Below are 22,245 nucleotides of genomic sequence, written 5' to 3' on the forward strand. Positions count from 1 at the left end.
CTGAGCCTCCCTAAATACGGCTTCTTTACACTGTTTATAGATTATGGATGGAGCCGTGCTTTTGGTGGCCAGCGGTCACGGGAGGTCGTAGTTGTGTTCCTTGGCAAGTGCTAGCGCCCTTGCGCGGACGACTGCTTGAGGTCAGCCAGCGTGAGTTCGCTCACGTCAAGCCACCGTCTGCAACCGCTGCATTGCAGACAAAGCCTAGTATCGGTACTTTTCTGAGAATACCGTCTACGCTGTGGTGACTCGATGAGGAGACGCGATTCCCGAGCACGACAGGATTCACTTGTTGCCCGCAAAGTGGGTAAATCTTCAACGGCTGCAAGGATGCGCTCCTATACGCCTAACAGGCTGCTGAAATACTCCCCGCCAACCCTCTGCGCCTGCCACCGAGGCAGGACAATCGAGACATTCCCCCGAACCACCAGACAAGCCATCCATGCGCGGAGCCGACACCTTCACCGAGAGCCTGTTCACCATGCGCCATCTCGATGACTTCGTGCCCGCGGACCATCCTCTGCGCGTGATTCGCGTGATGGTCAACAAGGCGCTGGCAAACATGGATGGGCTGTTTGCCCAGATGTACGCAGCCGACATCAAAGGTGGACGCCCCAGCATCGCCCCTGAGAAGATGCTGCGCGCCATGCTCATTCAGGTGCTCTACAGCGTGCGCTCAGAACGCCAGCTCATGGAGCAAACCCAGTACAACCTGCTGTTTCGCTGGTTCATTGGCCTGGCCATGGACGATGCGGTCTGGGTGCCCACCGTCTTCAGCAAGAACCGCGAACGCCTGATCGAGCACGATGCGGTCATAGAGCTCTTCAACCAGATCGTGCAGCAAGCCCAGGAACAGGAGCTACTCTCGGGCGAACACTTCAGCGTGGACGGCACCCTGATCCAGGCCTGGGCGGGCCACAAGAGCTTTGTGCGCAAAGACCGCCAGGGCGACGACGATACCGATGCGGGCAACTTCAAAGACCAAAAGCGCAGCAACGACACCCATGAATCCACCACGGACGGGGACGCACGGCTGTACCGCAAGGGCAAAACGGCCAGCGAGTTGCGCTTCATGGGCCACACGCTCACCGACAACCGCCATGGGCCGGTGGTCAGTGCCGTGGTCACCCAGGCCGACGGGTATGCAGAGCGCGAAGCGGCCAAGGCCATGATCAACGATGCGCGACAGGCATTGCCCGGCGATGAGCCCATCACGATCACGCTGGGCGCGGACAAAGGCTACGACGCCAAGGAATTCATTGAAGCCCTGCAAGAGATGAACGTACTGCCCCATGTGGCGCAGAACAAATCAGGGCGCCAATCTGCGGTGCCCGAGGGAATAGCAGACAGCGAAGGCTACGCCATCTCGCAGCAAAAGAGAAAGCTGATCGAACAGGGCTTTGGCTGGGCCAAGACGGTGGGTCACATGCGCCAGGTGCTGGTGCGCGGGATCAAGAAAGTGGACCAGATGTTTGTGCTGACGATGGCGGGCTACAACCTCACGCGACTGCGCAGCCTGGGGCAAATCCGTCTGCAGGGGCGGGTGTGAGGGAAAAAGAGGCGGGAGATGGGCCGGGAAAGGCAAAAAACCGGCCTGATGGAGTGCTGAATTTCAAGATACGGAAACTTGGCGAAAAAACAGCGCCAGGGCCAAGGGAGGCAGGCCGCAGGTGGGGGAGTATTTCAGCAGCCTGCTAAGGCCTCAAAGTAGCGCTTGAGGACAGCTTCAGCATTTATGTCTTTTGCGACTCTCGTGGCCAGGCCCTTTGTGTCGGCAAAGCCCGGGAGCAGACTCTGTGGAAGGAAATGAATCTCGTCTTCAACAGAATGCGTGATGTGCAGACCATAGCCCTAGTACATCACCCGGAGCGCAATCAGGAGTTCAAACCAGGCTACGAGAAGCTACGTCAACCCAAAGACACCAAACTGGAATTGTTCGATCTCGCTTGGTACTTCAGCGCATATATCGTTGACGATGGAATGATTGACGACTTGGAGCTTTGATGGTGAGGAGTTTCGCCAACAACCTGCTCAACGTGCGTATGGAAACCTTTGCTCATTCAAAAGCTTAGGCCCTAGAAGGCATCCGAATCAGTACTCACGCCAGTATCTTACGGTGGTATTTTTTACATGCATCCATTGGCATGTAAGAGGCCAATACCTCGCCTGAATACACCTTGGTTCACTAGGTACTGGAATAGGTCATCAACATGGATGACCTCATTGCCATCACAGAGAGACTCATCACCCAATAGGGGCTCAAACAAATAGCCTTTGCTTGCTCTCATCTAGCGAATGCTTGTTCGCTGTATAACAGCCTATCAGTAATTTTTTACTGTGAACCTCCCTATGTTATGGATAAGAACAAGGTAGGGATAACAAGGTGCATGTAGGTACAGAACACTCATTCGACCAATGGTCGTGATATCACTGATTCAAATAGCACAGGAATAAACACGCGCACTTACCGTTTCTCAAATGATGCGTGAATCAAGCGCACCAGAGAGCACAGCCCTTCCTACTTGTTTACATCCAAAGCACGCCCCTTTGAGGGGCGTTTTTACTTTTGACCTCGAGAAAGGGTATTACCATGACATATCACCTCAGCGTGAAGACGGGAGGCAAGGGCGCTGCAGCGCGCCATGCAAAATACATCGGACGTCGCGGAGCCTTTGAGAGCAAAAGCGAAGACCTCGTGGACACATTCTCCGGCAACCTTCCCGGTTGGACCAGTGGCGATACCACCAAATTCTGGCAGACCGCCGACAAGTACGAGCGTAGCAACGCTGCCGTGTACCGCGAGTACGAGGGCGCGTTACCAGCCGAACTAACCCATACACAAATGCGCGAGGCTCTCGAGGAGTGGATGCAGCACGTCGCACCCAACAAGCCCTATGAAGTTGCCATCCATGAGCCCGTTGCCGCCCTTGGTGGAGTGCCACAACCGCATTTCCATGCGATGGTTTCGGATCGGGTACTCGATGGAATCGACCGCCCGGCGGAGCTGCATTTTCGACGTTACAACCCCAAGAAGCCGGAAGCAGGGGGCAGCAAAAAAGACAGCGGTGGCCGCACACCCTTGGCCTTGCGCAACGAGTTGAAGGAAACACGCAAAGCGTTTGCCGATCTCTTGAACCGGCATTTGACAGCGAATGGACATGACCCGCGGCTCGATCATCGAAGCCACCAGGAGCGAGGACTCTCCGCCGAGCCGGGGCGGCACCTCGGACCTGCCAGGGTCCAGCGACTGCGGGCGGCACAAGCGCAGTCTGCGACATCGCCATAGGCTCAAAACGCGAGATTTCTGCTGCCGGCAGCAGAAATTCCGTGTTTTTAGACACAGAGGCCTTCAATTTTCGCTCGAAGAACGCCGTGAGCCGAGGTGACTAAAAAGCTCTTGGCGGTCTTGGCTGCGCAAACTGCACCAGATCGATCTGCGCCTCACGTCCAAGGTTTTCCAAGAAGCGCCGTCACACGCCAAAGGACTAAAGGTAGGTGGATTGGTAGAACGGCGAACACCACCGCAAGCAACCTAGCTGCAGGTCGGCGGAGAAAAGCCTGCCGCCTCAGTGGTCCATCGGCATCTTGCAGCGTGCATTGAGCATCACGAGTCACTGTTCAACCAATCGCCACAATGGTAATGTGGGTTCAGATGATGTCCATTGGAATCCTAAAACGTCCAACCTGATCCAGTGTTCATTGGTAGAAAGGATGGAGCTCAGGTCCCTGGCAAAATCCGCTGCCCAACTCGTGGTGAAGGCGATCATGGCTCGGAAAGCGAAGGACTTAACTGCCCTTGAAGTGTCACGACTGACCTGCCAGGGTCACCATGCCGTGGGAGGCGTTGCTGGGCTGTATTTGTATGTCACGGGCTCTGGTGCGAGATCCTGGGTGCTGCGCATCATGATCGGCGACAGGCGGCGGCACATGGGCCTTGGGAGTTTTCCAGAAGTCACACTTGCGCAAGCCAGATCAAAAGCCCGTGAAGCCAAAGACTGGCTGGATCAAGGGGTCGATCCGATTGAGCGTCGGACCGCACTCATGACCTCTTTGAAAGCACAGCAGGTGCTACCCATGACGTTCGAGCAGGCAGCCAATGCCTACATCGCAACACGCGAGAGTGAATGGAAGAACCTCAAGCACCGCAGTCAGTGGTCTTCCACTCTCAAGACCTACGCATATCCTCATATTGGAAATACGGCAGTTCAGGACGTATCGACTGAGCAGGTACTGTCCATCCTCAAACCGATATGGACCACCAAAGCAGAGACAGCTTCGCGCCTTCGGGGGCGGATTGAAGCAGTACTGGATTGGACGACCATTGGGGGACAGCGTAGTGGCGACAATCCAGCTCGATGGAGAGGGCACCTAGACGCGTTGCTGCCTCGACCATCCAAAGCCCGGGAGATCCAACTCCACGGCGGACATCCGGTCACCAACATGCCAGAGTTCATGTGCAACCTCCGCCGTCGCCCAGGAACTGCAGCACGTGCCCTCGAGTTTTGCATTCTCACTGCAGTCCCTAGCGATTGGGTGCTCATGGCCCGATGGGGTGAGATTGATTTGAGAGCTGGTGTCTGGACGGTGCCCGCTGAGCGTGCGGCGTTGGATGAACCGTATCGAATCCCACTTAGTAGCAGTGCGATATCTGTACTGAAGTCAGAGGTGCTTCACATTCCGCCAGACACTCACTTGGTCTTTGCAAAGGACAAAGAATCATCCCTCTCAGAGGCGATACTGGTTGACGTATTGAAACGGTTGAGTCTGGAGCTCTATCCCGACGACTTCAGGCGCACTTTCCGAGACTGGGCTGTTAATAAGGCCCGGTACCCCCAGAAACTCGTAGATATTTCATTGGCGAGTGCTGCCAAGAGAAATGAAAAATCATTAAAACCTGATGACGTTGAATTGGGGCAGAGAAGGGAAATGATGAACGAATGGGACCAATTTATCATGCAAAAAGCGTCGAAGATCGCTTTTCCGTTTGCTTTGAGAGCCTTTTGATCTATGAGCTCAGCCTATAAAGATGCCTCTAGTCGCTTAGAAAACATCGCTGGAAAATTCGGCTTGGCCCCTAAAAAGGTGCTCGCCAATTTATTGGAGCACGGTTTCAAGTTTTATGTTCAGATTCCGAGTGACCTTGTTGCGGTAGCTGTTAATAAACAGATCTTCGATGGCCATGGTGTGGATAACCGGCAAGCGTATGCAGTGCTGAATCACATCAGGCCATTCGTTCTGAAGTCAGCTCGGATGCTTGAGATTGATGCCGCAGGATTGCTGAACGCCAAGGATTTTTGGTGCACGGATTTTGCAATCGCTCTTCAACTCGAGGCGAAGCGCTGGGCTGCCTGCGATATTTTTTCAAGTTCATCTGAAACTGGCCGCCGCCTCACATTGGGTGGTGCAAATATCATTTTGCAACTCCGCCCATCCTCTGAAGAGTATTTTGGGGAGCGTTACAGTGATCTCCGGACTGCGGAGCCAATTCAGATAACCATTGATAATCTTCATGTGCATCCAGAGAAGGTGGGTGATGCGGAAGCTTTATTGCATGTTGACGGCAAAGAAGTCGATCCTCTATTGGATTTGAGTGCGCCTCACTTTTCAGAGGCTTTGATCGTACTGTGGGATATTTTTAGGGAGACCTGGTTCCTTCGAGACCTAACAGTTCAGGAAGTCCGTGATTGGAAACGCTCAGCCATCGTTGAATTGAAAGCCAGGTCGGAAGTTTTTAATTCGGCAAATTCAAGTGAAACAGCATTAAAATTTATTACTCCCCGTGACCTTGATTTGTATAAACGAAAGTGGACGGATGGCGTTGTAAAGCCCGCCGAGAACGGCGAGATTGATCCTCGTTTCGATTGTCTATTAAAAGCCTCGGATCATTTTTGGAAGCCGTATTTTGAAAAATCCGCTAAAAGCAATGGGCAAGTAAAAATTAAGAAAGTGAGCCAGGAAAATATTGCTCAGTACATTCGGGATTCCAATGGTGAGCTGTTTACTCAGGTTGAGAGTAAAGTGGCGGCTATGATTATTAATCCTTTTCCTGATCTTGCAAAGCGGAAGAGTCGCAAGAAGTCTTTGGAGGTAATCAAGCAGAATAAAACAATATTTGGTCCTAAGGTGCTGTCCGATTTATGATGCCTGTATTGCCAGAAATTTTCTGATCTCATCAGCCTCGCAGTGGAAAATTGTGGTTGAGCGCAATGTCTGCAACTCCATTGTCAATGTTCTGCCTAAACGACAAACAGACCAAGAGCCTATTGAGCCAAAACTGATGAATTCGCGTGAGAGGGTCTTTACACCACGCGCCGAGACGAGACTTGATGTGCTCGATTAGGATCATGCCGACCTCACATGCCGATTGGGGCTAGCGCCGAGTTCGCCTCGTTTTGATGTCCTGTTGTTGCCTGCCGACGTACTCCCCGCATCTGTCGTACCGAGGCGCGCGGCGTGTTCTACACATTGGGCAAAGTCCAACAGCTTGCGAAGTGTTCCAGGGATCTTGACGAGGTCACGGTGGCGAGCCTTGCTATGCCCGGACTTGTTATTGATCAATTGAAACGCGCGTTCGACTTTGAAACCGATGGGGGCGTTGACCAGCACAGATTGTCTTGGATTTGCGGTTCGCGCGCTTGTGTGCTGCATCTTGCGCTTGCCGTACTGTTTGACTGCATGCCCGTTGACTTCGATGCCCTACTGGTCATCGCGCTAGCTCATTCCCTGCTGGTTCACGTCGGCCACTAAATCTGTAGGTCTCCACGCACAAACACATGCGCTTGTGTCACGTCCTTGAAGTTGGCCGCTTTACTCACAGCCGAGCATGAGCCCCAAGCCCGGGTCTCCCCTTGTGCGCCTGCTATTTCTGAGATCCCAGTGGCTGCCCTATTGGTCAGGTACTTCGTTGGGGACTCGTCGGATTCAATTGCTTAGATTGCTTCTTCGTCACATCTCACCCGGGGTGCCAGAGTTGTGCAATTCCCCCTTGGTGACAAGCCTGACCGGGGTCATTGAGCGCATGCGGTCCTCTATGTATGACTAGCCGTTTGCTGACCTCTTCAGCTCATCTCCTCGTTATATGGCGGCAGAGATCTTTAGTTGCCAGGAAAGCAGAGTAAGAACCAAGAAGTTGTATGCCCGGCTCGTAGGCTTACGTGGCCTATGCTCACAGTGCTGGTATTTTATACAGTGAAAATTCCGAAGATGACGCTAAGTTGAGCTTTGGCGACCATTGAGTCTCTTTGAAAGGAGTCGCAATGACCACAACAACTTCCGGCATCTGCCGGTTAAACGAGCTAAAGGCTCTCACCGGCTTAGGCCGTTCCACGATCTATGCCAAGGGAAACCCCCGCAGTCGTCAGTATGACGAGAAGTTCCCGCGGAGAGTGCGCTTGGGGACCGCCAATAGCCGATCTGTTGGCTGGCCTCGGGCAGAGGTTCTCGCGTGGCTTGATCTGACGGCTACAACGCGACGTGTGGTGTGACTATGCACAAACCGCAAACCCCTAACGCGCTAGTTACTAGACGCTACATCACGACCGCCGACAATCAGGTCTTTGAACCTGGGCCGTATCCCGTTGAGCAATTTCCAGATCTCTTACGTGAAGTCTTAATTGAAATTTCCCAACGGCGGGGCTTGAAGCCCCAGCTTATCGGAGGAGCACTCCTTGCTGCTTGCGCCGCTGCGCATCAACCTGCCATCAAGGTGCAAGGGTCCAATGCCCAAACTGTCGGATTGAACTTGAGTGTCCTGACAATCGGGATTCGCGGAGCGGGTAAGACGACCGTCGATGATTTGCTTTTTTTTTCCTGAGAGAGTATCAGAGTGAGCAAGATAAAATTCATGAAAAGGCGTTGAAGACGCACGAAATTAAAATTCGAATTCATAAAATAAAGGTTCGCTTAATCGATAAATTCATTAATCAATGCGTCAATCAAGGTAAGGACTATGATGATTATGAAAGAGATCAGGAGGAACTCCAGGAAAAAGAGCCGCGACTGCCAAAGGAGGAAAATGTATTAATTCAGGATGCAACTCTTGCTGGAATTCTTGAGGTTTTGAACAAAGGAATTCCTGTAACTACCATCAGTATTGCGGAGGCAGAGAGATTTTTTTCTGGTAAATCCAAAGGAGACTTGGCGACGCTCAATGATCTTCACGATCCTTCCTCACATATGTCTGTTCTTCGGAAGGGATGTAAAATGGTATTTGAGGAGCCTGTCGTAACTCAAAACTACTCGATCCAACATGATGCAGTAAAAAAGTACATTCAGCGGTCTCGTGAAATGGGCAATGTTGGGCGTGCCCTCATTTGTGAAATTTCCGAGATCCCTGAGACAGTTGCAGAATCCAATGCTCCCTTTAAGGCTCTGCCATTGCTTCAGGCCAAGCTAGCAGATTTTTTAAGTATTGGAATGAGGAGAAGGCATGATGATAATTTTAAATTTGATGTTATCATGACTTCTCCGAGCGCCGACATGATGTTTGTTGAGTATTTCGCAAAGCTGCGTGAGTCCATCAAACCGGGAGGGCGCTTTAGCGATGTTGATGATGCTGTCGCGAAGATGAGAGCTAATGCCCTAAAAATCGCAGGGATTTTTCATCTGATGGGGGGAAAAACTGGATTCATCGAAGGCGACACCATGAAAGCAGCGCTCCACGTTTGTACTTGGTATCTGCTCGAGTTCCAACGCCTCTTTGGCCGAATCGGTGAACTGAGCGACGAGCAAACCTACGCACGAGTGCTTGAGGAATGGCTATGGGCTCGCTTCAAAGTAAAAAGGGCCATGTTCAACGTCAGAGTGGGGGAGGTCAGGGACATGGGGCCTAATTGTTTCAGGCCACCGAAGCGAGAGAATTTGGACTTGGCGATCCGCGCGCTGGAAAAGAAAGGTGTTGTTGAGGTGCAGGATATTAGGGGGGAAATGCAATTGAAAATTAATCGCGAGTATTTTCTGACAAATCCAGCCCCTGGCAATGTGCTGAATCTGATGAAGGATTTTGCTTACTTGGACAGTCCGAACGGACGGTATGGCCTTGGATCCAGAAGTTACCAGCCGCCGACGATTGGGAGGGGCTGATATGTGGGTAGGGGCAACTGTAGATGGTTGCCTCCTTCCCTCGGTGCTCTTCAGCCTAGGATTGAGTTGCAATGGACCGCAGTTGTTGCTGGCGATGCCGACGATGACACTCCCAAAGCCGCCTTGTCAGGCGGCTTTGTCATTGTGGGGCGCTCATCTTTTCTATCGCTCTAAGTATGGAGGCAATGTTGCGTCCGATGGCTCACCAAGCGTCCTTGCGAAGCTAGTTGATGCTGCGCCCGCCGAGGTGTTGATAGCAACGCACGAGTGTCCCGCGTGCACGACCCGGTCCAGATTCAATAGCAGCCAACAGGGTGCGATCAGATAAAGGGAAAGGGTCTCAGGCCACTGATAGGTTAGGCTGAGATGGAACTGGCTGAAAACACAGTGTTTCTGTATACTGGATAAACAATCAGTATTTCATCCAGCCTTATCCGGAGCATGCCATGACCGTCCAGCAAAAGTACCGCCAGTACAGTACGCCTCCTCGCGTGTCTTCGCCCACATGGCTGCGAAAGGTCTGGGGCTGGCTGTGAGCATTGGCCATACGGTGTGGCAGATGCATCGGGCCGACATCCACGTGAACTCGTGGATGGGTCCGCGACAGTGTTCAGTCTGTGCGGGATCCGCATCGACTTGGCCAGGACTGACTCATGTAAGGTGAGGTTCCATGGCCACTGGTAGGCCGGGGGGCTGACTCCAGCGTTCCGATATTGGTCGGCGATTTGCGTCCTAGCTCCGTCCAGGCCGGGTTCCCATCGCCCGCAGAAGACAATATGGTTCAGCGTGTGGATCTGATGGCCGAACTGATTAAACATCCACAAGCCAGCTTCCTGCTGCGCATCCGTGGGGAGTCCATGCGTGATGTCGGCATCTTTGACGGGGACGTGGTGTTGGTAGATCGCGCCATCACCCCCCCGCTCTGGTCATGTGGTCGTCGCTGTTGTCGAAAACGAATTCGTCTGCAAAACCTTGCAGATAAGGGCAGGGCGCATCAAACTCAAAGCCGCCAACCCCACGTACCCCGACCTCGTTCCCAAAGAAAGCCAGACTGTTCAGGTGTGGGGCGTCGTGGTAGCCGCCATCAAACAGTTCAAGGCCTGACCAACGTGTACGCCCTGATCGATGGCAATAATTTCTACGTGTCCTGCGAACGCGTATTCAGACCGGACCTTAACGACCGTCCCGTCGTGGTGCTGTCCAACAATGACGGCTGCGCCATCGCCCGCAGCAACGAAGCCAAAGCGCTGGGTATCAAGATGGGGGCCCCCTGGTTCCAGATCAAACATCTGGAAGAAGAAGCTGGTCTGGTAGCCCCGTCAGCCAACTTCTCTCTCTACGGAGATATGAGCGACCGCATGATGAGTCTCGTGGCGGGATTAGGCCACCAGCAGGAGGTCTATTCCATCGACGAGAGCTTTATCGATCTCGCAGGCATTCGGGGAGACATGATCCGAAGAAGCCGACTCATCAGGCAGAGGCTATTGCAATGGACCGGCATCCCCACCTGCATCGGTATCGGCCCCACAAAAACCCTGGCCAAACTGGCCAACCACATCGCCAAAACTGCCGAACGCAAACCCGGTGTCTATCCCGAGCGCTTTCCAGGTCATGGTCCAGACGGCTCCATCGCCCAGATTTGCCACCTGGGGATACTCAGTGACGACGACAAACGAACCTTGTTCGAACGCACCGCTGTGACTGAAGTCTGAGGGGGTGAGGCCACAAATCGGCAGACAGTTGAAAGACATCGACATCGCCACCGTTCAAGATCTGGTGCAACTCGACCCAGTGGTGGTTGCCAGACGTTGGTCAGTAGTTCTGGAACGCACCGTGCGAGAGCTGCAAGGCATACTCTGCATAGACTTGGAAAACGCCCCCTTGCCTATACAGCAGATCGCCTGCACCCGCAGCTTCGGTCACCCTGTGACTGAACAGGCAGAACTGGCGCAGGCGATTACAGAGTTCGCGTCGCGTGCTGCTGAAAAGCTCCGGCGCCAAAAGCAGCAGGCCAGCCAGATTCTCACCTTCGTGAGAACCAGCCCGTTCAGGCGTCAGGACGATCAGTACTCCCGTTCCATAGTGTTGCCACTGGTGCGTCCCACGTAGGACACCGGTGTGCTGGTCAACGCCGCATTGGAAACCCTCAAGGCCATCTACCGCCCAGGCTTCAACTACGCAAAAGCCGGAGTATTCCTGTTGGACCTCATGCCGGAAGGATTTGTGCAGGGTGAATTGGCCTGGGGTGAGCCTTCATCCGCAACGGGCCGAGTCACCAAAGACCGCAGTCGGGTGATGAGTGCTATCGACAACCTGAACACCCGCTATGGCCGAGGAACTGTCAAACTGGCAAGTGGTGGTATCGAACATGGCCGCTTGCTCCAACTAGGCGCCGTACAACCCAGCTGGAAGATGAAGCAGGAGAGGCGCACGCCGCGCTACACCACCCACTGGCAGGAGTTGGCTGTCGTTACAGGCTGACTGACCTGCTTCGGTCCGGACGAATCAATTCCGCCAGAAGGCAGGACCGCGGGTAGTCCTTCATGCGGAACTACCCTCAGGTGCATCCAGTAGGCGGAACAATGTTTCCAGCGCTTGCCGCTTCTCTTCCATATAGTCATGCCCGTCATAGTGACGGTTCTGTACCCCGCTGATACCGTGCGACTGCAAGCGGCCACGATCATCTGAGCTGATACGAGCGCGGGCAAGAATGGTCTCCACACCCGAACGAATACGCTTTGCTTGGAAGTCGGCCAGCGTGGTGGCATCGACTGCCCACGCGCTCAGTGTGGTCGCGGCAAGGTGAGTAACGCCTTTGTCGGTGCTCAAGGCATAGGTGCCTTGTGGCTCGCACTCCTGCAGCGCAGCCGCGGCTTGAGGGATCAGCGGCACCGTATGTGGGCGGGGAGGCTTGCCAGGTCTACCCTTGCCATCGAAGAGCATGATGCTTTCAGCCGTTACGTTTTCCGTACGCAGTTTCACCAGTTGCGCGATGCGTTGCCCACCAGTTAAAAGATGTAGCCTCAGGACCGCACCCTGAAATCCTGGCAGGAGCTTGATGGCTTGCCAGTAGGAACGAAGCTCCTCAGTTGTCAGGGGGCGCTTGTCAGCCTTGTTGGCGCTTTCGTCGGGTTCTGTGTCTGCCGCAGGGTTGTGGGTGACGTTGTAGCTTTTGAACTTCACCGGAATGCTGGGTTTGGAGCGTGCAGCCTTCGCTGTCTGGTATGCAGCCCTGATATAGCTGCGCAGCTTATTACTGGTGCGAGCTTTTCCCTGCTCAATTACCCGGCGCATCATGTCTGCTATCTGTTCTACAGTCACTTCATTGGCAGGCAGGGCAGCGATCTTGGGCCATGCCTCCAGCACATGCAGCTTGAAGATGCTTCGGGCGTCACTGTGCGAATCGCGTTCCAGGGCTTTCAGGTGGTCGCAGTAGTCGGTGAGCAACGCCTCCAATGTGAACTTTGCCGCTTCCAGCTTTGCTGCTTTGGCCTTGTCCTTCGCCTCCTGTGCGGCTGCCTTCACGCCAGCAAATCCGCCGTTGGCCATGTTGGCATGATGCTGCTCTGCTAGAGACTCTGCGGCACGCATTGCCGCCAAGACAGAAAACCCCTTGCCTGTCGGCTTCAAGCTTTTGGGCGGCGCACTCGGGTCGTATATCCCGATCACTTCGCGAGCGGTCTTGCCGTTGATCGTGACGCGCCAGTAGAAGGTGACGGCACCAGATGCTAGTTTTCGTACCTCCAACGATCCTGACGGGATCACTTTGCCCATTTTCAGGAACTGCCCTGGCGACAGTTCGTTGATACTTTGTCCGCTGGTTTTCGTAGCCATGATCTAAGTCCGTTTGCCACCCTGGTGACAGTCTGGTGACAGTCTGGTGACAGTTTGAGCGTGAATGGTATCACCCACTAACGGACTGATTTGGACAATAAATCTATTAAAAACAAAGGTTTATGGTGCTGGTGACAGTCCAGCAATGTCCATTGTTGTCTAGCTTTTAGGGACTTTTAATCCGTTGGTCACAAGTTCGAATCTTGTACGTCCTACCACCCGATTCAAAATGCGCTCGTGAGTGCGTTTGCTGCCAAAAGCCTCCCTCGGGAGGCTTTTGTTTTTGGCGGTGAGGTCGGAGCCAGTCCTGGGCCGTCATGTCTCGTGACTGGCGTGCTTGGCCAAGGCCCAGCGGATATCAGTGGGTGGGGGCGTTCGTCTCAGCCGGTGGTGCGAAAAGGTCCCAGCTGGCCATGAACAAGGCCGCTATCACGGGCCCGATCACAAACCCAGTCAGGCCGAACAAGGCCATGCCGCCCAGGGTGGAGATCAGTACGATGTAGTCGGGCATCTTGGTGTCCTTGCCCACCAGGATGGGGCGCAAGATGTTGTCGACGAGCCCGATCACGAAGACGCCAAACGCCGTCAACACCACTCCCTGCCACACGGCGCCGGTTGCCAGAAAGTAGATGGCCACCGGCACCCAGATCAGCCCGGCACCCACGGCCGGCAGCAGCGACAGGAAGGCCATGAGGACTCCCCACAGCACCGGCCCCTGGATGCCCAAGACCCAGAAAATCATGCCGCCCAGTGCGCCCTGAGAGGCGGCCACTACGATGTTGCCTTTGACCGTGGCCCGGATCACGGTGGTGAACTTGGTGACCAGTTGGCGCTTATGGGTCTCTTCCAGAGGGGTAGCCTGACCGATGCGCACCGCCAGACTAGCGCCGTCGCGCAGCAGGAAGAACAGCAGATACAGCATGATGCCGAAACTGACGATGAACTCCAGCGTGTTTTGCCCGATGCTGAGCGCCTGGGTCGCCACAAATTGACTGGCCTGCACGGCAAAGGATGAAAGTTTTTGTTGCAGCTCTACCGCGCTAGTGAGCTGCAGGCGGTCGAGCAGACCGGCGGCCCAGGCTGGCAACGCCGCTATGACTTGTTGCAGGTAAAGCCCAAAATTGATCTGTCCGGAGCGCACCCGTTCATAGATTGCTGTGGCCTCCTGAATCAACGATACCGTGATGGCGGCCATGGGCAAGATCACCACCACCAAGCACAATCCGAGTGTGCACAACGCAGCCAGCGTGGGCCGTTTGGGCATTTTTTTTAGCAGTTTGCGGTGCAGGGGGGCAAAAAGAATCGCAAGGATGACGCCCCAGAAAACGGCGCCGTGGAACTGCCACAGGATGGCACCGAATGCGACGGTGACAAGGGCTAGCAGCAGCAAAAAGGCTTTGTTCTGAAGGTGGTGGTGCGGCATGTAATGAGCGTTGCAACGGGATACCCAGAATGTACGCGAGGCGCTGATCAGCGCTGCCTTTTTGCGCTGCGCGGCAATGGCCTGTATCCACGCTTTTGGGGGTGGACTTCCGTTCGGTGGCACAATACCGGCCGTACCAAGGCCCTTCCCCAGCCACAGTCGCATCCGCCAACCGGTTCAGCCGTGTCGCGGAAGGTTTCTCAACCAGCTAATGCTTTCCCAAGGAAAGCGGAGGTCAGCGGAATATGAGCGATACGACATCCGTCTATCAAGCCTACCAAGGCAATACTTACCTCTTCGGCGGCAATGCGCCCTATGTCGAAGAGATGTACGAAAACTACCTGGCTAATCCCGGTAGCGTCCCCGACACGTGGCGCGAGTACTTTGATGCGCTGCAGCACGTTCCCGCTGTGGATGGCAGCAACGCCAAAGACGTTCCGCACCTGCCCGTCATCAATGCCTTTGCCGAGCGCGCCAAGCAAGGCGGCACCAAGGTCGTGGTTGCCACCGGCGCTGATTCTGAACTGGGCCGCAAGCGCACCGCCGTTCAGCAGCTGATCGCCGCTTACCGCAACGTGGGCCAGCGTTGGGCCGATCTGGATCCCCTCAAGCGCACGGAGCGTCCCGCGATTCCTGAGCTGGAACCCTCGTTCTACGGCTTCAGCGACGCTGACCAGGAAACCGTGTTCAACACCAGCAACACGTTCTTCGGCAAGGAGTCGATGACGCTGCGTGAGCTGATCAATGCGCTGCGTGAAACGTACTGCGGCTCCATCGGCGCCGAATACATGTATGCCACCGACCAGAACCAGAAGCGCTGGTGGCAGGAAAAGCTGGAAAAGATCCGCAGCAAGCCCAGCTTTGGTGCCGACAAGAAAAAGCAAATCCTTGATCGCTTGACGGCTGCTGAAGGCCTCGAGCGCTTTTTGCACACCAAGTACGTGGGCCAGAAGCGCTTTTCTCTGGAAGGCGGCGAGAGCTTCATCGCTGCAATGGACGAGCTCATCCAGTCTGCTGGCGCGAAGGGCGTGCAGGAGATCGTGATCGGCATGGCCCACCGTGGCCGCTTGAACGTGCTCGTCAACTCGCTGGGCAAGATGCCCAAAGACCTGTTCGCAGAGTTCGATCACACCGCCCCCGAAGACCTGCCTGCAGGTGACGTGAAGTACCACCAGGGCTTCAGCTCGGACGTGACCACCCCTGGCGGCCCCGTTCACCTGTCGCTGGCGTTCAACCCTTCGCACCTGGAAATCGTCAATCCTGTGGTCGAAGGCTCGGTGCGCGCGCGCATGGACCGTCGTGCTGACCCCCATGGCAAGCAGGTTCTGCCTGTGCTGGTGCACGGCGATGCCGCCTTTGCAGGCCAGGGTGTCAACCAGGAAACCCTGGCGCTGGCCCAGACCCGTGGCTACTACACGGGTGGCACGGTGCACATCATCATCAACAACCAGATCGGGTTCACGACGTCTGACCCGCGCGACACCCGCTCCACGCTGTACTGCACCGACATCGTGAAGATGATCGAGTCGCCTGTGCTGCACGTGAACGGTGATGATCCAGAGGCTGTGGTGCTGGCCACCCAGCTGGCTCTTGAATTCCGCATGGAGTTCAAGAAGGACGTGGTGGTGGACATCATCTGCTTCCGCAAACTGGGCCACAACGAGCAGGACACCCCGGCGCTGACCCAGCCGCTGATGTACAAGAAGATTGGTGCGCACCCTGGTACGCGCAAGCTGTATGCCGACAAACTGGCCACGCAGGGCTTGGGCGAATCGCTGGGCGATGACATGGTGAAGGCCTACCGCGCAGCCATGGACGCGGGCAAGCACACGGTTGACCCGGTGCTGACCAACTTCAAGAGCAAGTACGCGGTGGATTGGAGCCCGTTCCTGGGCAAGAAGTGGACGGACGCTGGCGACACGGCCATTCCCCTGGCTGAGTGGAAGCGCCTGGCTGAGAAGATCACGACCATCCCGGAAAGCGTCACACCTCACCAACTGGTCAAGAAGGTGTACGACGACCGTGCGGCCATGGGCCGTGGCGACATCCCGGTGGACTGGGGCATGGGCGAGCACATGGCTTTTGCCTCGCTGGTGGCCAGCGGCTATCCCGTGCGCCTGTCTGGCGAAGACTGTGGCCGCGGCACGTTCACGCACCGTCATTCGGTGATTCATGATCAAAAGCGGGAAAAGTGGGACATCGGCACCTACACGCCCCTGCAGAACGTGGCTGAGAACCAGGCTCCGTTTGTTGTCATCGACTCCATCCTGTCGGAGGAAGCGGTGCTGGGCTTTGAGTATGGCTATGCATCGAACGACCCCAACACCCTGGTGATCTGGGAAGCGCAGTTCGGCGACTTCGCAAACGGTGCACAGGTCGTTATCGACCAGTTCATTGCCTCCGGCGAAGTGAAGTGGGGTCGCGTCAACGGCATCACCCTGATGCTGCCCCACGGCTACGAAGGCCAGGGCCCAGAGCACAGCTCGGCCCGTCTGGAGCGTTTCATGCAGCTGGCAGCTGACGCCAACATGCAGATCGTGCAGCCCACCACGGCCAGCCAGATCTTCCATGTGCTGCGCCGCCAGATGGTGCGTGATCTGCGCAAGCCGCTGATCATCATGACGCCCAAGTCGCTGCTGCGTAACAAGGATGCCACCTCGCCGCTGTCCGAATTCACCAAGGGCAGCTTCCAGACGGTGATTCCCGAGCAGGACGAGGCCATCGTGAAGAAGGCCGCCAAGGTCAAGCGCGTGATCGCCTGCTCTGGCAAGGTGTATTACGACTTGGTCAAAAAGCGTGCCGAGAAGGAAGTCGATGATGTGGTGATCCTGCGCGTTGAGCAGCTCTACCCCTTCCCGCACAAGGCGTTTGCGGCCGAACTGAAGAAGTACCCCAATGCCACCGATGTGGTGTGGTGCCAGGACGAGCCACAGAACCAGGGCGCCTGGTTCTTCGTGCAGCACTACATCCACGAGAACATGCTCGACGGCCAGAAGCTGGGCTACTCCGGCCGCGCTGCTTCGGCATCGCCAGCCGTGGGTTACTCGCACCTGCACCAGGAACAACAAAAGGCGCTGGTGGACGGCGCGTTTGCCAAGCTCAAGGGTTTTGTCCTGACCAAGTAAGGCCAGCTGCGACCCGACAACAGAACAAAACCCCATTCCGAAAGAATTGATATGGCTATCGTAGAAGTCAAAGTCCCCCAGCTGTCCGAATCCGTGGCCGAAGCCACCATGCTGACCTGGAAGAAAAAGGCCGGTGAGGCCGTCGCCGTCGACGAAATCCTCATCGAGATTGAAACCGACAAGGTTGTGCTCGAAGTGCCCGCTCCGTCGGCGGGCGTGCTGGCCGAAATCATCCAGGGCGATGGCGCCACGGTGGTGGCCGAGCAGCTGATCGCCAAGATCGACACCGAAGGCAAGGCGGGTGCGGCTGCTCCTGCTGCCGCCCCCGCGGCCGCAGCGCCCGCTGCCGCAGCGGCGCCTGCTGCTGCAGCCCAACCTGCCGCTGGCGGTTCGAAGGGTGATGTGGCCATGCCTGCGGCCGCCAAGCTGCTGGCCGACAACAACCTGTCTGTCTCGGCCGTGGCCGGTTCGGGCAAGGATGGTCGTGTGACCAAGGGCGACGTGCTGGCCGCTGTGGCCGGTGGCGCCAAGGCCGCCGTGGCAGCGCCCAGCGTGATCCCCACCGGCGTGCCTACGAAGGCACTGCCCCAGGTGGCAGCGCCCGCTGGCAAGGAAGACCTGAGCGGCCGCCCCGAACAGCGCGTTCCCATGAGCCGTTTGCGCGCCCGCGTGGCCGAGCGCCTGCTCCAGTCGCAATCGACCAACGCCATCCTGACCACGTTCAACGAAGTGAACATGGCCCCGGTGATGGACCTGCGCAAGAAGTTCCAGGACAGCTTCACCAAGGAACACGGCACCAAGCTGGGCTTCATGTCCTTCTTCGTGAAGGCTGCCGTGCATGCCCTCAAGAAGTACCCTGTGTTGAACGCGTCGGTGGACGGCAACGACATCGTCTACCACGGCTATTTCGACATCGGTATCGCCGTGGGCTCGCCCCGTGGCCTGGTGGTGCCCATCTTGCGCAATGCCGACCAGATGAGCTTCGCCGACATCGAAAAGAAGATCGCCGAGTTCGGCAAGAAGGCGGCAGAAGGCAAGCTGGGCATTGAAGAAATGACCGGCGGCACGTTCTCGATCTCCAATGGCGGCACCTTTGGTTCGATGATGTCCACCCCGATCATCAACCCTCCACAGTCGGCCATTCTGGGCGTGCACGCCACCAAGGACCGCGCCATGGTCGAGAACGGGCAGGTCGTGGTGCGCCCGATGAACTACCTGGCCATGTCCTATGACCACCGCATCATCGACGGCCGCGAAGCCGTGCTGGGCCTGGTGGCGATGAAGGACGCGCTGGAAGACCCATCGCGTCTGCTGTTCGACATCTGATCCCCTGACTGCATCGACCCACCCGCGTGGCCCGACCTCTGGTCCTGCCCGCCGGTGGGTCTTTCTCCAACTGACTGAACGAGATTTCCCATGAGCAAACAATTTGATGTGATCGTCATCGGCGGCGGCCCTGGTGGCTACATTGCCGCCATTCGCGCGGCCCAGCTGGGCTTCAACGTGGCCTGTATTGATGAGTGGAAGAACGACAAGGGCGGCCCTGCACCCGGCGGCACCTGCACCAACGTGGGCTGCATCCCCTCCAAGGCGCTGCTGCAGTCGTCCGAGCATTTCGAGCATGCCAACAAGCACTTTGCGGAGCACGGCATCACCGCCACCGGCGTCAAGATGGACGTGGCCAAGATGATCGCCCGCAAGGACACCGTCGTGAAGCAGAACAACGACGGCATCCTGTACCTGTTCAAGAAGAACAAGGTCAGCTTTTTCCACGGTCGTGGGTCGTTCGTCAAAGCGGCTGAAGGCGGCTACGAAATCAAGGTGGCTGGCGCCGCCGACGAAACGCTGACCGGCAAGCAGATCATTATCGCCACGGGCTCCAACGCCCGTGCGCTGCCTGGCACGCCGTTCGACGAAGAACTGGTGCTGTCCAACGACGGCGCGCTGCGCGTGGGTGCGGTGCCCAAGAAGCTCGGCCTGATCGGCTCGGGTGTGATCGGCCTGGAAATGGGCTCCGTGTGGCGCCGCCTCGGCGCTGAAGTCACCATTCTCGAAGGCCTGCCCACGTTCCTGGGTGCCGTGGACGAACAGATTGCCAAGGAAGCCAAGAAGGCGTTCGACAAGCAGGGGCTGAAGATCGAACTGGGTGTGAAGGTCGGCGAGATCAAGACTGGCAAGAAGGGCGTTTCCATCGCTTACACCAACGCCAAGGGCGAAGCCCAGTCGCTGGATGTGGACAAGCTCATCGTCTCCATCGGCCGCGTGCCCAACACCATCGGCCTGAACACCGAAGCCGTGGGCCTGGCCCTGGACGAGCGCGGCGCCATCGTGGTGGATGCCGACTGCAAGACCAACCTGCCCGGCGTCTGGGCGGTGGGCGACGTGGTGCGCGGCCCCATGCTGGCGCACAAGGCTGAGGAAGAGGGCGTTGCCGTGGCCGAGCGCATTGCCGGCCAGCATGGCCATGTCAACTTCAACACCATCCCCTGGGTCATCTACACCAGCCCCGAGATCGCATGGGTGGGCCGCACCGAGCAGCAGCTCAAGGCCGACGGCGTCAAGTACAAGGCCGGTAGCTTCCCGTTCCTGGCCAATGGCCGCGCACGGGCGCTGGGTGACACCACCGGCATGGTCAAGATGCTGGCCGATGCCGAAACGGATGAAATCCTGGGCGTGCACATCGTGGGCCCACAGGCCAGCGAGTTGATCTCCGAAGCCGTGGTGGCCATGGAGTTCAAGGCGAGCAGCGAAGACATCGCGCGCATCTGCCATGCGCACCCCAGCTTGAGCGAAGCCACCAAGGAAGCGGCGCTGGCTGTGGACAAGCGCACGCTCAATTTCTGATATTTGGATATCAATCGGCTGCAAGTGCATGATTTTCATGTGCTTGCAGCTATCAATTTTGTAGTATCAGAGCATCCGTAACGTGACCGTCAAACAGGCTTACCTGGCCGAGCTGGCCGCCAAAGGCTACCAAAGCGACCCCGCCCAGCTGCGTGCAGTGGATGCCCTGCAGCGCTGTGCTGACGAGTGGGCCCAGTACAAGGCACGACGCTCCAACGCGATCAAGAAGCTGATCAACCGCCCGGAGATTCCGCGGGGCGTCTACATGTACGGCGGCGTGGGGCGGGGCAAGAGCTTTTTGATGGAGTGCTTTTTTGATGCTGTGCCCCTGAAGCGCAAGGTGCGCCTGCACTTTCACGAATTCATGCGTGAAGTACATCGCGAACTTGCAGCCCTTCAGGGCACGGTCAATCCGCTGGACGTTTTGGGCGAGCGCATCGCCAAACGCTACAAGCTCATTTGTTTTGATGAGTTCCATGTGGCGGACATCACGGACGCGATGATCCTGCATCGGTTGCTGGTGGCGTTGTTCGACAACGGCGTCGGCTTTGTGACCACTTCCAATTTCAAGCCTGACGACCTTTACCCCGGTGGCTTGCATCGCGACCGCATTCTGCCTGCGATTGACCTGCTCAACCAGCGGCTCGAAGTGGTCAACGTGGACAACGGCACAGACTACCGCCGACGGACGCTGGAACATGTGAAGCTGTATCACACGCCGCTGGGCTCGGAAGCGGACGCCGAGATGAACCAGGCGTTCGATCAACTGGCCGAAGTGCATGACGAAGACCCGGTACTGCATATCGAGGCGCGCGAGATCCGGGCCCGTCGCAAGGCCGGGGGCGTGGTGTGGTTCGACTTCAAGACCCTGTGTGGTGGCCCTCGGTCGCAAAACGACTACCTGGAAATTGCGACGCAGTTCCACACGGTGTTGCTGTCCGATGTCCCCTATATGCCAGTGAGCATGGCATCGCCTGCGCGGCGGTTTACCTGGCTGGTGGATGTGTTGTACGACCGCCGAGTCAAGCTCATTCTGTCGGCAGCGGTGCCGCCTGAGCAGCTGTACACCGAAGGGCCTCTGGCTCACGAGTTTCCTCGCACCGTGTCCCGTCTCAACGAGATGCAGTCCAAGGAGTTTCTGGCGCTGGAGCGTCGCACTGTGGATACGGGGCTGACATGAGCAGATCCGATGGGCGGTGGGTTGCGCTTGCGTGGGTGCTGGCCGCCGTCATGGCGCCTGTGGTGGTGGCTCCTGCAAGGGCTGCAACCGCACCAGGAGAAGAGTCTGTATCCGCGCCTTCGGCCGCCGCCGCGCACCGCAAGGCAGAGCATGGCCGCATAGCGCACGAACGCGAGGTACTGACAGCTCGGCGCCAGCAAGAAGAGGCCGTGTGCTACCAGCGCTTTGCGGTGGAAGATTGCTTGCGCGGCGTGCGTGCGAAGGTGCGAGAGGCGCAAGACCGATTGCGCGCGCAGGAAATTGAGCTCAATGATGCAGAGCGCCGTGAGAAGGCGGCGCTGCGTCTGCGGGCCATCGAAGAAAAGCAGGCGACCGTGCCGCCAGCAGGCAAACGCGCCGATGCGCAGGTCCGCAAACCAGCCGCCGACCCGGATGCTGCCAAGGTGCAGCGGGATCAGGACGCACACCAGCGCGCGAAGCAACAAAACAGCCGTGCACAGACCCAGGCCAATGAACAGGCCGCCCGCGCCACCGCGATGGCCGACCGCGCTGCCCAGTCGCGCGCCAAACATGCCCAGGCGCTGCAAGCTGCCGAGGAACGCCGTGCACGGGTCGAAAAATCTCAAGCCGATGCGATGGCCCAAGGCCGCAAACCTTCGGCGCCCTTGCCAGTACCTGCGGCCTCTGCGCCGCTGCACTGAGCCATTGAGAACCGCTGGGCCGGGCGATGAAAGGCCCACTGGCTGTCTGTAGGGTGG

The 22,245-nt window shown here is 57.0% G+C and carries 17 protein-coding genes and 2 pseudogenes; 17 read left to right on the forward strand and 2 right to left on the reverse strand.

What is annotated here, in order from left to right; genetic code table 11:
• The first annotated feature begins 442 nt into the window (after positions 1–442).
• The 12 genes and pseudogenes from C8C99_RS07720 to C8C99_RS07760 all read left to right on the forward strand — a co-directional run bounded on the left by C8C99_RS07720 (position 443) and on the right by C8C99_RS07760 (position 11,562).
• A complete protein-coding gene (locus C8C99_RS07720; protein WP_108625398.1) occupies positions 443–1,549 on the forward strand; it encodes an IS5 family transposase in 1,107 nt (368 codons plus the stop codon).
• Between the two features lie 257 nt (positions 1,550–1,806).
• Positions 1,807–2,004, forward strand: a complete 198-nt coding sequence (locus C8C99_RS24030; protein ID WP_199226355.1) for a hypothetical protein — start codon at positions 1,807–1,809, stop codon at positions 2,002–2,004.
• A 586-nt stretch (positions 2,005–2,590) separates the two neighbouring features.
• A complete protein-coding gene (locus C8C99_RS07730) occupies positions 2,591–3,286 on the forward strand; it encodes a MobA/MobL family protein (protein ID WP_082493271.1) in 696 nt (231 codons plus the stop codon).
• A gap of 311 nt (positions 3,287–3,597) precedes the next feature.
• A complete protein-coding gene (locus C8C99_RS07735) occupies positions 3,598–5,004 on the forward strand; it encodes an integrase arm-type DNA-binding domain-containing protein (protein ID WP_124513999.1) in 1,407 nt (468 codons plus the stop codon).
• Between the two features lie 3 nt (positions 5,005–5,007).
• Entirely contained in the window at positions 5,008–6,141 is a 1,134-nt protein-coding gene (locus C8C99_RS23830) for a hypothetical protein (protein WP_146186019.1), read from the forward strand.
• A gap of 312 nt (positions 6,142–6,453) precedes the next feature.
• Entirely contained in the window at positions 6,454–6,747 is a 294-nt protein-coding gene (locus tag C8C99_RS07740) for a hypothetical protein (RefSeq protein ID WP_056419743.1), read from the forward strand.
• A 509-nt stretch (positions 6,748–7,256) separates the two neighbouring features.
• A complete protein-coding gene (locus tag C8C99_RS07745) occupies positions 7,257–7,484 on the forward strand; it encodes an AlpA family transcriptional regulator (RefSeq protein WP_082493275.1) in 228 nt (75 codons plus the stop codon).
• A 2-nt stretch (positions 7,485–7,486) separates the two neighbouring features.
• Positions 7,487–7,813 carry a hypothetical protein gene (locus tag C8C99_RS23835; protein WP_146186020.1) on the forward strand — a complete coding sequence of 109 codons (327 nt, stop codon included), beginning with the start codon at positions 7,487–7,489 and terminating at the stop codon, positions 7,811–7,813.
• Complete coding sequence (locus C8C99_RS07750; protein WP_082493278.1) at positions 7,810–9,081, forward strand: DUF3987 domain-containing protein; 1,272 nt, start codon at positions 7,810–7,812, stop codon at positions 9,079–9,081. The genes C8C99_RS23835 and C8C99_RS07750 overlap by 4 nt, the downstream gene beginning before the upstream one ends.
• 797 nt (positions 9,082–9,878) lie before the next feature.
• A pseudogene (locus tag C8C99_RS24420) lies at positions 9,879–9,929 on the forward strand (hypothetical protein); the annotation flags it as partial.
• Positions 9,930–10,011: 82 nt separating this feature from the next.
• Complete coding sequence (locus C8C99_RS24425) at positions 10,012–10,185, forward strand: S24 family peptidase (protein ID WP_326938737.1); 174 nt, start codon at positions 10,012–10,014, stop codon at positions 10,183–10,185.
• A 5-nt stretch (positions 10,186–10,190) separates the two neighbouring features.
• Positions 10,191–11,562, forward strand: a pseudogene (locus C8C99_RS07760) (Y-family DNA polymerase).
• Positions 11,563–11,622: 60 nt separating this feature from the next.
• Here C8C99_RS07760 and C8C99_RS07765 read toward each other — a convergent pair.
• Positions 11,623–12,915, reverse strand: a complete 1,293-nt coding sequence (locus C8C99_RS07765; protein ID WP_233247174.1) for an integrase — start codon at positions 12,913–12,915, stop codon at positions 11,623–11,625.
• A 358-nt stretch (positions 12,916–13,273) separates the two neighbouring features.
• A complete protein-coding gene (locus C8C99_RS07770; protein ID WP_108625400.1) occupies positions 13,274–14,338 on the reverse strand; it encodes an AI-2E family transporter in 1,065 nt (354 codons plus the stop codon).
• A 245-nt stretch (positions 14,339–14,583) separates the two neighbouring features.
• On the opposite strand from C8C99_RS07770, the gene C8C99_RS07775 reads away from it, so the two are divergent.
• The 5 genes from C8C99_RS07775 (at position 14,584) to C8C99_RS07795 (ending at position 22,188) form a co-directional block, all read left to right on the forward strand.
• Positions 14,584–17,463, forward strand: a complete 2,880-nt coding sequence (locus C8C99_RS07775) for a 2-oxoglutarate dehydrogenase E1 component (protein WP_056645209.1) — start codon at positions 14,584–14,586, stop codon at positions 17,461–17,463.
• 51 nt (positions 17,464–17,514) lie between these two features.
• Positions 17,515–18,789 carry a 2-oxoglutarate dehydrogenase complex dihydrolipoyllysine-residue succinyltransferase gene (gene odhB, locus C8C99_RS07780; protein ID WP_056645207.1) on the forward strand — a complete coding sequence of 425 codons (1,275 nt, stop codon included), beginning with the start codon at positions 17,515–17,517 and terminating at the stop codon, positions 18,787–18,789.
• A 90-nt stretch (positions 18,790–18,879) separates the two neighbouring features.
• Complete coding sequence (lpdA, locus tag C8C99_RS07785; protein WP_056645205.1) at positions 18,880–20,307, forward strand: dihydrolipoyl dehydrogenase; 1,428 nt, start codon at positions 18,880–18,882, stop codon at positions 20,305–20,307.
• 82 nt (positions 20,308–20,389) lie between these two features.
• Complete coding sequence (gene zapE / locus C8C99_RS07790; RefSeq protein ID WP_108625401.1) at positions 20,390–21,487, forward strand: cell division protein ZapE; 1,098 nt, start codon at positions 20,390–20,392, stop codon at positions 21,485–21,487.
• A complete protein-coding gene (locus C8C99_RS07795; RefSeq protein ID WP_108625402.1) occupies positions 21,484–22,188 on the forward strand; it encodes a hypothetical protein in 705 nt (234 codons plus the stop codon). Before zapE ends, C8C99_RS07795 begins: the two co-directional genes overlap by 4 nt.
• The last annotated feature ends 57 nt before the right edge of the window (positions 22,189–22,245 follow it).

The organism is Acidovorax sp. 107 (assembly GCF_003058055.1).
Taxonomy (GTDB): Bacteria; Pseudomonadota; Gammaproteobacteria; order Burkholderiales; family Burkholderiaceae_C; genus Acidovorax.